A 13,448-nucleotide genomic window follows, 5' to 3' on the forward strand; every position below is an offset into this window, starting at 1 on the left:
GCCGGCGCGGCTCAAGCGGTGGCGGGGCGGCCGACGAAGAACAGCGGGCGCGAGCGCAGGGCAAAGGCGCCGTCGCCGATCAGCCAGAGCGCGAAGGAGGTGACGATCAGGAAGCCGGGATATTCCCAGCCGCCGCCGGCGGCGGAGAACAGCCAGCCATTGGGAATGTGCACGCTCATCGCCCCGGCCATGACCGGGATGAGCAGCAGCGCGACATGGCGGGCGTATACACCGGTGATGATCAGCACGCCGCCGATGAGTTCGGCGAGGAACACCGGCCAGGCCAGGGCTTCCGGCAGGCCGAGGCTGCCGAGGAAGCCGGCAAAGCCGGGAATGGTAAAGACGACATATTTCAGCAGCGCGTGGGTCACCCACATCAGGCCGAGGGCGACGCGGAGCACGAAGGCGCCATAGGGCGCGGAACGGGAATCGATCATGGCGGGTCTCGCGGGAGCGTTGAGGAAAGAGCAGCAGGCAGCGCCTGTCATGTCCCGGAGGTAACTCAACGCTCGGCGCAAGACGATAGCCGCCAATACCGGAGCGATCTTGCAGTTCTGCAATGGCGTGGCGATTGACAGCCGGGCGCGCTCACGACCCGCACGCCAATCGGGCTCATGCATGCCGCGCGTAGGCACCGCCCTGCCCTTGCGGCGCGGTCAACTCGTCAGGCCGGGGAGCAATGCCCCGCACCCTCACTTCTCGGAGGCGACCTCGGCGGTCATCTGCGCGGCGGCGCTGTCCTCGGCCAGCTTGGCCGGGGTCGGCGCCGGCTTGGGCGCCACGGCGCGCTCGGCAAGGCGGGTGCGGCCGCTGCCGCCGCGCTTGAACTCGCACCACAGCCTGTCCGCCCCGGCGAGATTGCCGCGGAAGCTGACCTTGTCGGTCTTTTCCAGCTCGAAGCAGGGCTGGAAGGCGACGCCCTTGAGCTTGGCGCAGACCGATTCCCCGCGCACCATGATGGTGCCGGCGGGCAGAGTGACATAGCGCGTATTGCCCTTGCCACGGATCTGGATGGTGCCAGCGACGGAACCGTCGGGAAGGATGCGCCCCGCCCCCACCGTGCCCTCATAGCAGGTGTAGGAAAAGGTCTGCCCGATGACGAAGCGCTGCGCCTCCTGCGCCGTCAGCGTCTCGGCCGAGGCGGACATCGGCAGCGCGGCGGTGGCAGCGAGAAGGGCGGCGGCCGGCAGGGCAGAACACAGACGCATGAGGGTTTCCATCGCTCCGGGATTTTTCACGATGCGCTGCGATGGACCCATCTTGTCAAGGCCGCACGGCGAATCACCCCCTCTCGCCGGGGCACGCAACGGGCCTTGTGTGGCTCCCTCGCAACGCTGTCGGTACCACGATCCCTAGGGTGAACGATCGCGGTTAACAGCTGGCAAATGCGCGCCATCCCTCAACTCGTCGCCGGCACCGCGCCGCGCGCCACCGGCTTCTCGACGATCGGCAGGTTGATGGCGGCGGAGGCGAAGCTCAGCGCCACCGACAGCCACCAGACGAAATCGTAGGAGCCGAGGCTCTCATACAGCAGCCCGCCGAGCCAGACGCCGAGGAAGCCGCCGACCTGGTGGCTGAAAAAGGCGAAGCCGTAGAGCATGGCGAGATAGCGCGTGCCGAACATTAGCATCACCAGCCCGGAGGTCGGTGGCACGGTGGACAGCCAGAGCAGCCCGAGCACGATGCCGAAGCCGATGGCCGTCACCGGGCTCGCCGGCAGCAGCACGAAGGCGATGATGGCCAGGCCACGGGCGAAATAGATCGCCGCCAGCAGATAACGGCGCGGCATCCGGCTCGACAGCCAGCCCGAGCCGAGCGAGCCGACCATATTGGCGAGGCCGATCACCGCCAGGGTCCAACCGCCCACCGTGATCGAGAGGCCGCGATCGATGAGATAGGCCGGCAGATGGGTGGTGACGAAAGCGAGCTGGAAGCCGCAGGTGAAGAAACCGAGCACGAGCAGCACATAGCTGGGATGACGGAAGGCCTCGCCCAGCGCGGCGCCGATCGACTGCGGGCGCTCTCCGGCCTTGGGCGCGGCCGGCGCCCTGGAGAGAGCCAGCGCCAGCGGCATGATCAGCAGCATGGCGAGGCCGAACACCAGCAATGTCTGGTGCCAGCCGATGGTGGTGTTGAGCCCCGCCGCCAGCGGCGGAAACAGGAACTGGCCGAAGGAACCGGCCGCCGTGCCGGCACCGAAGGAGAGCGGGCGCCACTTTTCCGGCAGCATCTTGCCGAAAGCGGCGAGCACGATGTTGAACGAACAGCCGGACAGGCCGAAGCCGACCAGCACGCCGGCGGAGAGATGCAGCAGGCCCGGCGTCGCCGAATAGGCCATCAGCACCAGCCCGGCAGCATAGAGCGCGGCACCGAGGCACAGCACCCGCGTCACGCCGAAACGGTCGGCCACCGCGCCGGCGAAGGGCGTGCCGACGCCCCAGAGCAGGTTCTGGATGGCGATGGCGAGGCCGAACGTGTCGCGCCCCCAGCCATATTCGCCCGTCATCGGCAGCAGGAAGATGCCGGAGGAGGCGCGCGGCCCGAAGCTGAGCATGGCGATGAGGCAGCCGCACAGCACGATGAGCAGCGGCGCGCGGGCCGCAAGGCCGGGGCGGGGGGCGGATGTGGCGGACATCGGGGCCTCGATTCGGCACAGCGCGGCACGGCCGCCTTTGTGGCGAAAACTAGCGCCGGGAGGGCTGTGCTGGAAAACAAATAGTTTTCAGGACACGCATCAGCAAAACCGATCGAAAGCGCCAGGTGCCCCCGCGGACGGTGCCGGACTACAGCAATATGAGGCCGCTGCGCCACACCTGCCCGCAATTCACGCGGGTGACGGTGCCGTGATCGCGCGGTTCACGAACTTTGCCACGCTTCGCCTGTAGGTGAGGGTCATTGCCCCATTCGCCGTTCCCCCACTCCTTCTCTCTGCGTGCGCCCCCATGCTTCTCGACCGTCGCCTGTTCCTGATCGCCTCGCCCCTCGCCCTCGCCGGCTGCGCCACCACGCGCGAACCGGTGGCGAGCCGTGTCCTGCCCCCCGCCATGGACCCGCAATATCTGCGCATGTATGCGGCGATCAATGACGAGCCGTTCCCGGTGCCGGCGGTGGATCTGACGCAGATCGACCCGCGCTTCCTGCGCCAGGAAGTGGCCTATCCCACCCGCTATCAGCCGGGCACGATCGTGGTCGATCCCAATGAGCGCTTCGCCTATCTCGTCATGGCCAATGGCCGGGCGCTGCGCTACGGCGTCGGTGTCGGGCGCGAGGAAGGCTTCAATTTCCGCGGCGAGGGCGTGGTCGCCCGCAAGGCGGAATGGCCGCGCTGGACGCCCACCCAGGCGATGATCGCCCGCGAGCCGGAGCGCTACGGCCCCTATGCCGGCGGCCTGCCCGGCGGCCCGACCAACCCGCTGGGGCCGCGTGCGCTCTATCTCTACAAGGATGGGCGCGACACCTATTACCGCCTGCACGGCACCACCGAGCCGTGGACCATCGGCACGCAGGTCTCGTCCGGCTGCATCCGCTTCATCAACCAAGACATCATCGACCTTTACCGCCGCGTGCCCACCGGCACCCGCGTGGTCGTGCTGCCCGCCACCGGCACGCCGGTGGGCTGAGCGGGGGCATCACCCCAGCCGGATCTCGAACGGCTCGTTCTCCATCGCCTCGCGGCCCCGGCCGATGGCGGCGATGGCGGCGCGCATGCGGCCCTGCCGGCCGAGCACGCCATCGGCGATCTCCACCAGCAGCGCGTTCGGCGTGGCGATGGGCGAGGCGGCGCGCAGCGCCTGCGCGATCTCGCCCTCGTCGCGCTCCGGCGCCAGCGCGCAGGCGGCGATATAGGCCGAGGCGGTGGAGCGGCTCACCCCGAGATAGCAATGCACCACCAGCGGCGCCTCGCGCGGCCAGCGGCGGGCAAATCCGAGAATCGCCTCGACATGGTCGAGCGAGGGGTGGATCAGCCCCTCCTGCGGGCTGAGAATATCGTTGAAGCCGACAAAGAGATGGTTTTCCGGCCGCACTGTGGCCGGCAGCGTCACCGGCGTCGCAGCATTGATCACCGAGAGCACATGCTCGGCGCGGGTGCGGACGACGGTTTCCTCCAGCCGCGAGAGCGGGCAGACATGGATCATGGGGCCTCCGCGACCAGTTCCTCGAAGCGCGCGAGGAAGCGGGCCTTGGCCTCGCCCGCGCTCCACGGGGTGAGGTAATCCCGTTCCAGCGCGCTGTCGAGCGGGCAGGGCGTGCCGAAAAAGCGTCGAGCCTCGGCGATCTCGAAGCCAGCCAGCCGCGTCGCCTCCAGAAAGGCGCTGGCGCGGTCGGCCGCTTTCACCCGCGCCGCCAGCGTCGCCGGCCACTGCGCCGGCAGGCCGAAGCGCAGGCTCACCGCCGCCAGCAGGCGCGCCTCCACCGCCTTGTAGTCGCCGCCGATCACCGCCTTGAACGGGCTGATCATGTCGCCGACCACATATTCCGGCGCGTCGTGCAGCAGCATGGCGAGCCGCCAGCGCCGATCAATGTCCGCGCCTCGTGCCGCCGCCTGACGGCGGGCGATGAGTTCCACCAGCACCGAGTGCTGCGCCACCGAGAAAATGTGCTCGCCGGCCGTCTGGCCGTTCCAGCGGGCGACGCGGGCGAGGCCATGGGCGATGTCCTCGATCTCGATATCGAGCGGCGAGGGGTTGATGAGGTCGAGCCGCCGGCCCGAGAGCATGCGCTGCCAGGCGCGGACGGGCTTGGTTGCCGCCACCTTCTTTGCGGGCGTCATCGCGTCGGCAAGGCCCATCGCGCCGCCCTCACGTCCGCGCATCTTGGGCCGCCAGCCCGTGCCGGTGGCAGGTAATGGCGTGGTCGTCCACCATGCCCACCGCCTGCATGAAGGCATAGACGATGGTCGGCCCGACGAAATTGAAGCCGCGCTTCTTCAGTTCCTTCGACATGGCGACGGCCACGGGCGAGGTCACCAGCGCCGGATCGCCCGCTGCGCGGCGATTGTCGAGCACCGGACCGTTGATGTCCCAGAGCAGCTTGGAGAAACCCGGCCCGCGCTCCTGAATGTCGAGCCAGACCTGCGCCGAGCGGATGGTCGATTCGATCTTGGAACGGTTGCGCACGATGCCCGCATCCTGCATCAGCGCCTCCACCTTGTCCGGCGTGTAGCGGGCGATGATCTCCGGCTGGAAGCCGTCAAACGCCGCGCGAAAGCCCTCGCGTTTGCGCAGGATGGTGATCCAGGCGAGGCCGGCCTGGAAGCCGTCGAGGATCAGCTTCTCGAACAGCGCCCGGTCGTCATATTCCGGCACGCCCCACTCCGTGTCGTGATAGGCGACATAGAGCGGATCGGTGCCGCACCAGGCGCAGCGCGTGACGCCATCTTCATGCATATGGACCTTCACGCCCCCTCCTCCGTGCCGGGAATGGCGAAGCGCGCCCAGGCCGGGCGTTCAGGCACCAGCGCCGCGCCGTCGGCTTCCACGATCTGTCCGGCGGCGCGCGCCTCTTCCAGCCGGTCGAGCCGGATCAGCGCCAGCGCGCGCCCTTCAATGCCCGAACCGAGGCGGCCGAGGCTCTTGCCGCCCGCGGTGATCGGCGTGCCCTCGGCTGGCGGCGGGCCGCACAGCGCCATGGGAATGATCCGGGTGCGGGCGGTGCCACGATGCTGCATGCGGCTGACGATTTCTTGCCCGACATAGCAGCCCTTGTCGAAATCGATGCCGCCGAGCTGGTCCATGTCGGCCTCATGCGGGAAGGCGTCGCCATAGAGGAAATCCTGCCCGCCCTCGGGCACGCCGAGGGCGATGCGGTGGGCGTGCCATTCCGCCTCCGGCACCATGGAAATCTGCGCCGCCTCGGCGGCGGGGAGCAGGAAGCGCCGGCCAAGCGCGGGCAGGCGCGGATCGTCATAGGCAAGCGTATCGACGAGCGGGCTCGCCCCGCCCCAGGCCACGGCGACGTTCAGGTCGTCGAGCAGGCCGATCTCCACCTTGGCCCGCAGCCGGTAGAGCTGCAGCCGCTTGAGCAGATCGGGCGCGACCGCGCGCGGAATATCGAGGCGGAACCCGCCCTCCGTCGCCAGCACGATCATGTCGGCGACGATCTTGCCCTGCGGGGCGAGCAGCGCGGCATAGCGCGCCGCGCCGGGCGCGGGGGTGCGGGCGGTGAGCAGATTGTCGAGGAAATGCGCGGCGTCGGCCCCGGCGATGCGGGCGACGGCGCGCTCCTTCAGGATCGCGATCGGCATGGAGGCGCGCTCCGAACTCAGGAAGGCCCGGCAGGCGGGCAGGTTGCCAGAGAGGTACGACGCGCGGCGCCGGTGGGCAAGCCTGAAGAAACGAAACGGGAACAACTCGTCGCCGCCGTGCGGCCGCGACAGTCAATCCGGCGCGGCCCGGTTGCCCGGTTCACGGGGCGCCCCATCTTGAGGCCTGCGGGCCGGTTGCGGCCCCCATCATTTCACAGGGAGATTTGCATGTCCGGCACCGTTCTCTTCACCGGCACCGCCACCGCCATCGGCGGCCGCAACGGCCATTCCCAGACCAGCGACGGCTCGGTCTCGGTCGATCTCGGCATGCCGAAGAACGGCGTGCTCGATTCCGGCAAGACCACGCCCGAGCATTTGTTCGCCACCGGCTATGCCGCCTGCTTCGGCTCCGCCGTCGAGGCGGTGGGCCATCAGAAGAAGCTCGACGTGTCCGGGGCGGCCGTCACCGTCGCGGTATCGCTGGTGAAGGGCGATGACGGCTACAGCCTCGCCGCCAAGCTGTCGCTGAAGGCGCCGGCGCTGTCGCCGGAGCAGACCCAGGAGGTGCTGGAGGCCGCGCACCAGATGTGCCCTTATTCCAAGGCGACGCGCGGCAACATCCCGGTCGAGCTCAGCGTCGGCTGAGCCCCTCGCGGAACCGCAGCTCCACAGAACGTCATCCCGGACGGCCGCAGGCCGATCCGGGATCGCGGGCGGCTCGCGGTTCTGAAACCGATCCCGGCTCGTCGGCTCGCCGCCGGCCGGGATGACGGCAAAAGGGGCAGGCGTCCCTGCCCGCCACTCACGCCGTGCGGCGCAGCTCGCCCGTGCCGCCCTGGGCCACCAGTTCGCCGAGGCTCGGCAGCTCCACCGGCGCGCCGGTGGGGCTGACAAGGCCGCGCGCGCCGGCAAGCGCGCCGGGCGCAAGCTCCAGCCCGAGGAAGCGGCTGCGGTCGAAGGCGCCAGGCAGCCACAGGCCCTCGGTCAGCGCCGGGGCGAAGCCGAAGCGCGCATAATAGGGCGCGTCACCCACCAGGAGGATGGCGCCATGGCCGAGCCGGGTCGCCTCGCAGATGGCGGTGTTCATCAGCGCGCCGCCGAGGCCGCGGTCGCGGAACCACGGATGCACCGCCAGCGGGCCGAGCAGCAGCGCCGGGCGGCCGGGGCCGGCCGTGACGTGCCACAGGCGCAGCGTCGCCACCACGCGCCCGTCCGGGCCGTGCGAGGCGAAGGCGAGCCCTTCCGCCGGCTTGCGCCCTTCGCGCAGGCGCTCGCTGGTCTTGGCGAGGCGGGCGGCGCGGCCGAAGGCAAGGTCGAGCAGCGCCTCGCGCTGGGCGACATCGGCGGCGGTTTCCAGCGAGATGGCCGGGGTGGTGCTGGCGAGCGAAGTGGTGGACATGACGGCCTCCAACACCCGGGATGGACCGGGCAAAAGAGGTGACAGGGAATTGTGAAAGTGTCGTCATCCCGGCCGGAGCCGGAGGCGAAGACCGGGATCGCGTCCCGCGCAGAGCGGTTGGCGATCCCGGAGCGCCGCTTTGCGGCGTCCGGGATGACAGCAGGCGGGCGCCGCCCGCCTCAGATCACATAGGATCGCAGCGGGTCGAAGCCATTGAACGCCACCGCCGAATAGGTGGTGGTGTAGGCGCCGGTGGCCTCGATCAGCACCTTGTCGCCGATGGCGAGCGACACCGGCAGCATCACCGGGGTCTTCTCGTACAGCACGTCGGCCGAATCGCAGGTCGGGCCGGCGAGCACGCAGGGCTCCACCGCATCACCGTCGCGCGGGGTCACGATCGGGTAGCGGATCGCCTCGTCCATCGTCTCGGCGAGACCGCCGAACTTGCCGATGTCGAGATAGACCCAGCGCACCGAATCGCTGTCCGACTTCTTCGAGATCAGCACCACTTCGGCCTCGATCAGGCCGGCCGCGCCGACCATGCCGCGGCCCGGCTCGATGATGGTCTGCGGGATGGCATTGCCGAAATGCCGGGAGAGGGCGCGGAAGATCGCCTCGCCATAGGCCTCGGCGGCCGGCACGTCCTGCAGGTACTTCGCCGGGAAACCACCGCCGAGATTGACCAGGCTGAGCGAGAAGCCGCGCAGGGCGCACTCGCGGAAGATCGCGCTCGCCGAGGCCAGCGCGGAATCCCAGGCTTCGACATTCTTCTGCTGCGAACCGACATGGAAGGAGACGCCATGCGCCTCCAGCCCGTGCCGGTGTGCATGCTCCAGCACGTCGACGGCCATGTCCGGCTCGCAGCCGAACTTGCGCGACAGCGGCCATTCGGCACCGGCGCCGTCGCACAGGATGCGGCAGAACACCTTGGAGCCGGCGGCGACGCGGGCGATCTTCTCGACTTCCTCGGTGGAATCGACCGCGAACAGCCGCACGCCCAGCTCGAAGGCGCGCGCCACATCGCGCTCCTTCTTGATGGTGTTGCCGAAGGAGATGCGGTCGGGCGAGGCACCGGCGGCGAGCGCCATCATGATCTCGGCGACCGAGGCGCAGTCGAAGCAGGAGCCCATCTCGGCCAGCGCCGAGAGGATGGCCGCGTCGGGGTTCGCCTTCACCGCGTAGAACACGCGGGTGTCCGGCAGCGCGCGGGCGAAGGCGGCATAATTGGCGCGCACCACGTCGAGATCGACGACGACGCAAGGACCGTCCTCACGTCGGTTGCGCAGGAATTCGCGAATACGGTCGGTCATGGCGCTCTCCCACAGACCCGAAGCCTCGATCCAGATGAAGCGGACATGTGGATGCGACCACCCTCAAGCGGCGCCAATGGGCCGCGTTGATGGCAGGAATGCGCATCCGTCCGCCGGCCGCGCGGCAGGAGCCGTTCGGCCGTTCGGAATGGAGCCGTGGCATCAAAGCGCCGCTGTGCGCATGTGGAGAGCGCCAGCGTCGTTCAATGCCTTCGCTTGGTACGGGAGACCCGACCGCACGCCCGGCAAGAAGTAGTGCCTCTTCAGTTTCCCGACCTTTGGAGGGCCGACAGAGACCAAAAAAGCCCGTACGTCGTTGCTTCAAGTCACGTTCCCCGCTGAGAGCGAGGTGCGCCGGTTTCGCCTCCGGCTACCGATCTGACTGGCGACTTTCCGGCCTCTTGTCCGGACTTCCGCCGATCGGCACGCGACCACAGGCACGTGCGAATGTTGGGCAGGGCGGGATTTAGGGTTCTACGCTGTCATATGCAAGCGGCTTTTGCGATTTTTATCGCATGCGCCCGATATATCGGCATGCCCACGCCGCAAGCGGTATCGGAAGGGGGCGTGGGGCTTGCCCAAGGCTTGCATGCCGCTTGCGTCAGCCTTCGACGAAGGGCTCGACCGACTTGGCCTTCACCACGAAGCGGTAGATGCCATACACGGCGAGCAGGGCGAAGGCGCCCTCGAAGATGAGTTCCCACATCAGGCTCGCCTGGAACAGGGCGGCAAGGGCCCAGCCGGCGGCAAGGCCGGCGCCGATCAGCTCGGCGCCCAGCAGGATGGCGGCGCTCACCACCGTGCTGACATTGTCCCAGCGAATGCGTCGGCCCGTGCTCATCGCGTCCCAATCCGTCTACTTCGGCGGGCCGCAACCTGCTATGCCCGGCGGCGCGGGTCAAGCCGCCGCGCGGCGGCAGGGGCGCAGGTGGAGTGCGGAATGGCTCACGATCAGGTTCACGAGAGCGCGCGCGCCGGCGCCGGCATGGTCGCCACGCCGCATCCGCAGGCGACCGAGGCCGGCCGCGCCGTGCTGGAAGAGGGCGGCAACGCCATAGAGGCCGCGCTCGCCGCCGCCGCCGCGCTGGGGATCGCCTGCCCGCATCTGGGCGGGCTCGGCGGTGACGGCTTGTGGCTGATTCGCGATCCCGCCGGGCGCGTCACCGTGATCGACGCCGCCGGCCCGGCGGGAGCGGGAGCCGACGCCGCTTTCTACCGGACACGTGACTTTGACGAGCTTCCCCGGTGCGGCGCGCTTGCCGCCCTCACCGTGCCCGGAACGGTTGGCGGCTGGATGCGGGCGCAGGAAGCCGCGCGCGCCCATGGCGGGCGGATGCCGATGCGGCGGCTGCTCGAATCGGCGCTGGAACAGGCCCGCACTGGGCACACCGTCTCGTCCGGCCAGGTCCGTGCCGCCGCCCGGGCACGGGTGGAACTCGACGCCGTGCTCGGCTTCCGCACCGCCTTTCTCGCGTCGGACGGCACGGTTCCGGAGGCCGGCACGCATCAGCCCTGCGCGCGATTGGCCGATACGCTGGAACATCTCGCCCTCGCCGGACTCAGCGATTTCTACCGGGGCGATGTCGCGCGCGAGATGGCGGCGGATCTAGAACGGGCCGGCAGCCCGCTCGCCCGTGCCGACTTCACCGCCTATGCCGCCCGCACCCGGCCGGCGCTCAGCGTGAAGCTGCCGGGCCTGACATTGTGGGCGCCGCCTCCGCCGATGCAGGGGCTGTTGACGCTGCTGACCCTCGCGCTGTTCAGCCGGCTCGGCATCACCGAGGCCGAAGGCTTCGCGCCCGTCCATGGCCTGATCGAGGCCGCCCGGCGAGCGCAGGCGATCGCCGCGCCGGCGCTCACCGATTCCATCGTGCTCAGCGCCGACCCGGCCGAGCTGCTCGCCCCGGAGGCGCTGGCGCGCGCAGCGGCGGGGATCGACCTCCGGCGCGCCGCGCCGGCCCCGCGCCGGCCGGCCCCAGACATTGGCGGCGCGTGGATCGGTGCGGCGGATCGAAACGGCCTGGTGGTTTCCTGCGTGCAGTCGCTGCACGCGCCCTTCGGCTGCGGGCTGGTGCTGCCGGCGACCGGCGTGCTGATGAACAATAGCGGCGCCGCCTTCACGCTCGATCCGCGCGCCGTCGCCCCGCTGCAGCCCGGTCGCCGCCCGCCGGTGACGCTGAGCGCCGGCCTCGCGGTGCTGGCGGACGGTCGCGTCATCGGTCTTGGCAGCGGCGGCGACAGCCCGGCCCTGGCCGAGGCGCGCATTCTCAGCCGCTACCTCGCCGGCGCCCCGCTCGGGGCCGCGCTCGCCGCGCCGCGCTGGCGGCAGACCGACCGGCTGCTTCTGGAGGCGGGGTTTGACGAGCAGCTGGCCGACCGGCTGGCCGCCGCCGGTCACGATGTCGAGATCATCGGCGTGCCATTTTCCGATGCCATGGGATGCGCCGGCGTGGTGGTGCGGCATCCCGGCGCGACGGGGCTGGAAGGCGCGCATGATCCGCGCGGCGAGGGCGGCGCGGACGGGGTGTGAGACGGCGGGGGAGCCTCCCCCGACTTCATCGAACGGTCACAACAACATGCGAGACGCGCCGCCATGGACGTGATTCTCACCAATGCCCGCCTTGTTCTGGAAGACCGCGTGATCGACGGCACGCTGGTCCATGGGGAAGGGCGCATCCGCGCGATCGACGAAGGCCGCTCGCATCTTCCCGCCGCCATCGACTGCGAAGGCGCCTTTCTCGCGCCCGGGCTGATCGACCTGCACACGGACGCGCTGGAAGGCCATTTCGTGCCGCGCCCGAAAGTGATCTGGCCGGATTCCCGCGCCGCCGCGCTGGCGCATGACGCGCAGATGGCCGCCTCCGGCGTCACCACCGTCTATGACGCCATCTGCGCTGGCGGCTTCGACCAGGCCAAGGCCGACCGCCGGGCGCTGTATGAGGTGATGCTGGACGCGGTCGATTCCGGCGTCGAGCGCAACCTGTTCCGCGTCGACCACCGCATCCATCTGCGCTGCGAGCTGACCGACCGCACCCTGCCCGATCTCGTCGACGCCGCGCTCGGTCGGCCGACCCTGGCGCTCGCCTCGCTGATGGACCACACGCCCGGCACCCGCCAATGGCGCAATGTCGAGCATCTCAAGGTCTATCTCACCGGCATCGGCAAGAGCGGCGGCGATATCGACGCCGAGGTCGCCGACCGGATCGAACGCGCGCGCGGCGCGGTGGCGGAAAACTACCAGCGCATGGTGGCGCTGTTCGCCTCCTCCGGCCTCGTGCTGTCGAGCCATGACGACACCACGCCGGCCCATGTCGACGAGGCGCTGGCGGCCGGCTGCACCATTTCCGAATTCCCCACCACGCTGGAGGCGGCGCGTGCCGCCCGCGCGGGCGGGCTCGCCACCATTGGCGGCTCGCCGAATGTGGTGCGCGGCGGCTCGCATTCCGGCGGCGTGTCGATGCGCGAACTCGCCCGCGAGGGCCTGCTCGACGCGCTCGCCTCCGACTATGTGCCGGCAAGTCTGCTGCAGGGGGCGCTGGCGCTGACCCGCACCGCCGATCTCTCCCTGCCCGACGCCCTCGCCCTCGTCACCGCCGCCCCGGCCCGACTCGCCCGGCTGGAGGATCGCGGGCGGCTGCACGAGGGCCTGCGCGCCGATCTCGTGCGCTTCCGCCTCGCGGAGGACACGCCGCGCATCGACGAGGTGTTCGTCGCCGGCCGGCGCGTGTTCTGAAAAAGGGGTCGTCCATGACCGCGCAACCCAACCCCGCCGCCCCGCCGGCCGAGGCCGCCGCCCGCCCGGCGACGCCGCGCTACGCGCTCTACTTCGCCCCGCCGGCGCAGAGCCCGCTCTGGCGCTTCGGCTCCGCCGTACTCGGCTATGACGCGGAAGCCGGCACGCCGCCCGTGCCGCTGGCGCTGCGCCGCTTCGATGCCGCGCGCTGGAGCGAGATCACCGCCGAGCCCCGCCGCTATGGCTTCCACGCCACGCTGAAAGCCCCGTTCCGCCTCGCCCCCGGCCGCCGCGAAGCGGAACTCACCGCCGCCTGCGCCCGCTTTGCCGGCAACCGCGCCGGCTTTGCCTGCCCCGGCGTGACGCTGGCCAGCATCGGCCGCTTCCTCGCTTTGCGCCTCGCCGCGCCCAGCGCCGCGCTGGACCGGCTCGCCGCCGGCGCCGTGGCCGCGCTCGACGAATTCCGCGCGCCGATGACCGAGGCCGAGCGCGAAAAGCGCCTGCGCGCGCCGCTCACCCCGCGCCAGCGGGAGTATCTCGACCGCTGGGGCTATCCCTATGTGCTGGACGATTTCCGCTTCCACATGACGCTCACCGGCCCGCTGGAAGACGAGGAGCGGGCATTGGCCGAAGCGGAACTGGCCGAGCATTTCGCCGCCAGCGGCGGCGACGGCCCGCTCATCGTCCGCGAAATCGCGCTTTACCGGCAGGAGACCGGCGCGTTCCGGCTGATCGCCCGCTTTCCCTTCGGCAGCTGAAGGC

General features: G+C 70.2%; 15 protein-coding genes. 5 read left to right on the forward strand and 10 right to left on the reverse strand.

Translation table 11 applies throughout. The features are described 5' to 3' along the window. Positions 1-11: 11 nt before the first annotated feature. The 3 genes from K9D25_RS05040 to K9D25_RS05050 form a co-directional block, all read right to left on the reverse strand. Positions 12-437, reverse strand: a complete 426-nt coding sequence (locus K9D25_RS05040; RefSeq protein WP_244379884.1) for a DoxX family protein — start codon at positions 435-437, stop codon at positions 12-14. A 255-nt stretch (positions 438-692) separates the two neighbouring features. After that, positions 693-1,208 (reverse strand): hypothetical protein, encoded by a 516-nt coding sequence (locus K9D25_RS05045; protein ID WP_244379885.1) that lies wholly within the window; start codon positions 1,206-1,208, stop codon positions 693-695. 191 nt (positions 1,209-1,399) lie between these two features. Then, a complete protein-coding gene (locus K9D25_RS05050) occupies positions 1,400-2,635 on the reverse strand; it encodes an MFS transporter (protein WP_244379886.1) in 1,236 nt (411 codons plus the stop codon). Between the two features lie 307 nt (positions 2,636-2,942). Between K9D25_RS05050 and K9D25_RS05055 the strand changes: the two genes are divergently transcribed. Next, positions 2,943-3,620, forward strand: a complete 678-nt coding sequence (locus K9D25_RS05055) for a L,D-transpeptidase (protein ID WP_244379887.1) — start codon at positions 2,943-2,945, stop codon at positions 3,618-3,620. Positions 3,621-3,629: 9 nt separating this feature from the next. Here the strand turns inward: K9D25_RS05055 and K9D25_RS05060 are convergent, their stop codons facing one another. Genes K9D25_RS05060 through K9D25_RS05075 form a run of 4 tightly spaced genes read right to left on the reverse strand, consistent with a single transcriptional unit; the run spans position 3,630 to position 6,244 of the window. Next, positions 3,630-4,136, reverse strand: coding sequence for a tyrosine phosphatase family protein (locus K9D25_RS05060; protein WP_244379888.1), 507 nt, complete (start codon positions 4,134-4,136; stop codon positions 3,630-3,632). Continuing rightward, positions 4,133-4,771: a YfbR-like 5'-deoxynucleotidase gene (locus K9D25_RS05065; protein ID WP_244450799.1), complete on the reverse strand. Its 639-nt coding sequence runs from the start codon at positions 4,769-4,771 to the stop codon at positions 4,133-4,135. The genes K9D25_RS05060 and K9D25_RS05065 overlap by 4 nt, the downstream gene beginning before the upstream one ends. 28 nt (positions 4,772-4,799) lie before the next feature. Continuing rightward, a complete protein-coding gene (locus K9D25_RS05070) occupies positions 4,800-5,387 on the reverse strand; it encodes a DNA-3-methyladenine glycosylase I (RefSeq protein WP_244450800.1) in 588 nt (195 codons plus the stop codon). Between the two features lie 8 nt (positions 5,388-5,395). Continuing rightward, complete coding sequence (locus K9D25_RS05075) at positions 5,396-6,244, reverse strand: YgfZ/GcvT domain-containing protein (protein ID WP_244379889.1); 849 nt, start codon at positions 6,242-6,244, stop codon at positions 5,396-5,398. Between the two features lie 228 nt (positions 6,245-6,472). Between K9D25_RS05075 and K9D25_RS05080 the strand changes: the two genes are divergently transcribed. After that, on the forward strand, positions 6,473-6,889 hold the full coding sequence (locus K9D25_RS05080; protein ID WP_244379890.1) for an Ohr family peroxiredoxin: 417 nt from the start codon (positions 6,473-6,475) through the stop codon (positions 6,887-6,889). Between the two features lie 157 nt (positions 6,890-7,046). Here the strand turns inward: K9D25_RS05080 and K9D25_RS05085 are convergent, their stop codons facing one another. The 3 genes from K9D25_RS05085 to K9D25_RS05095 all read right to left on the reverse strand — a co-directional run bounded on the left by K9D25_RS05085 (position 7,047) and on the right by K9D25_RS05095 (position 9,794). Continuing rightward, on the reverse strand, positions 7,047-7,643 hold the full coding sequence (locus tag K9D25_RS05085; RefSeq protein WP_244379891.1) for a GNAT family N-acetyltransferase: 597 nt from the start codon (positions 7,641-7,643) through the stop codon (positions 7,047-7,049). A gap of 179 nt (positions 7,644-7,822) precedes the next feature. Next, positions 7,823-8,953 carry a type III PLP-dependent enzyme gene (locus K9D25_RS05090; protein WP_244379892.1) on the reverse strand — a complete coding sequence of 377 codons (1,131 nt, stop codon included), beginning with the start codon at positions 8,951-8,953 and terminating at the stop codon, positions 7,823-7,825. A gap of 601 nt (positions 8,954-9,554) precedes the next feature. After that, entirely contained in the window at positions 9,555-9,794 is a 240-nt protein-coding gene (locus K9D25_RS05095) for a hypothetical protein (RefSeq protein ID WP_244379893.1), read from the reverse strand. A gap of 99 nt (positions 9,795-9,893) precedes the next feature. Here K9D25_RS05095 and K9D25_RS05100 point away from each other — a divergent pair, with 99 nt between their 5' ends. From K9D25_RS05100 to K9D25_RS05110, 3 genes are all read left to right on the forward strand, one after another. Next, positions 9,894-11,483, forward strand: coding sequence for a gamma-glutamyltransferase (locus tag K9D25_RS05100; protein WP_244379894.1), 1,590 nt, complete (start codon positions 9,894-9,896; stop codon positions 11,481-11,483). Positions 11,484-11,546: 63 nt separating this feature from the next. Next, a complete protein-coding gene (locus K9D25_RS05105; RefSeq protein ID WP_244379895.1) occupies positions 11,547-12,686 on the forward strand; it encodes an alpha-D-ribose 1-methylphosphonate 5-triphosphate diphosphatase in 1,140 nt (379 codons plus the stop codon). 14 nt (positions 12,687-12,700) lie between these two features. Further along, on the forward strand, positions 12,701-13,444 hold the full coding sequence (locus K9D25_RS05110) for a DUF1045 domain-containing protein (RefSeq protein ID WP_244379896.1): 744 nt from the start codon (positions 12,701-12,703) through the stop codon (positions 13,442-13,444). Positions 13,445-13,448: the final 4 nt, after the last annotated feature.

Origin of the sequence: Ancylobacter polymorphus (assembly GCF_022836935.1) — a bacterium.
GTDB classification, from domain to species: Bacteria; Pseudomonadota; Alphaproteobacteria; order Rhizobiales; family Xanthobacteraceae; genus Ancylobacter; species Ancylobacter polymorphus_A.

Excerpts from the sequence above, each read along its gene's own strand:
- K9D25_RS05040 (WP_244379884.1), bottom strand. The coding sequence starts at position 437 with ATGATCGATTCCCGTTCCGCGCCCTATGGCGCCTTCGTGCTCCGCGTC.
- K9D25_RS05045 (WP_244379885.1), bottom strand. The coding sequence starts at position 1,208 with ATGCGTCTGTGTTCTGCCCTGCCGGCCGCCGCCCTTCTCGCTGCCACC.
- K9D25_RS05050 (WP_244379886.1), bottom strand. The coding sequence starts at position 2,635 with ATGTCCGCCACATCCGCCCCCCGCCCCGGCCTTGCGGCCCGCGCGCCG.
- K9D25_RS05055 (WP_244379887.1), top strand. The coding sequence starts at position 2,943 with ATGCTTCTCGACCGTCGCCTGTTCCTGATCGCCTCGCCCCTCGCCCTC.
- K9D25_RS05060 (WP_244379888.1), bottom strand. The coding sequence starts at position 4,136 with ATGATCCATGTCTGCCCGCTCTCGCGGCTGGAGGAAACCGTCGTCCGC.
- K9D25_RS05065 (WP_244450799.1), bottom strand. The coding sequence starts at position 4,771 with ATGACGCCCGCAAAGAAGGTGGCGGCAACCAAGCCCGTCCGCGCCTGG.
- K9D25_RS05070 (WP_244450800.1), bottom strand. The coding sequence starts at position 5,387 with ATGCATGAAGATGGCGTCACGCGCTGCGCCTGGTGCGGCACCGATCCG.
- K9D25_RS05075 (WP_244379889.1), bottom strand. The coding sequence starts at position 6,244 with ATGCCGATCGCGATCCTGAAGGAGCGCGCCGTCGCCCGCATCGCCGGG.
- K9D25_RS05080 (WP_244379890.1), top strand. The coding sequence starts at position 6,473 with ATGTCCGGCACCGTTCTCTTCACCGGCACCGCCACCGCCATCGGCGGC.
- K9D25_RS05085 (WP_244379891.1), bottom strand. The coding sequence starts at position 7,643 with ATGTCCACCACTTCGCTCGCCAGCACCACCCCGGCCATCTCGCTGGAA.
- K9D25_RS05090 (WP_244379892.1), bottom strand. The coding sequence starts at position 8,953 with ATGACCGACCGTATTCGCGAATTCCTGCGCAACCGACGTGAGGACGGT.
- K9D25_RS05095 (WP_244379893.1), bottom strand. The coding sequence starts at position 9,794 with ATGAGCACGGGCCGACGCATTCGCTGGGACAATGTCAGCACGGTGGTG.
- K9D25_RS05100 (WP_244379894.1), top strand. The coding sequence starts at position 9,894 with ATGGCTCACGATCAGGTTCACGAGAGCGCGCGCGCCGGCGCCGGCATG.
- K9D25_RS05105 (WP_244379895.1), top strand. The coding sequence starts at position 11,547 with ATGGACGTGATTCTCACCAATGCCCGCCTTGTTCTGGAAGACCGCGTG.
- K9D25_RS05110 (WP_244379896.1), top strand. The coding sequence starts at position 12,701 with ATGACCGCGCAACCCAACCCCGCCGCCCCGCCGGCCGAGGCCGCCGCC.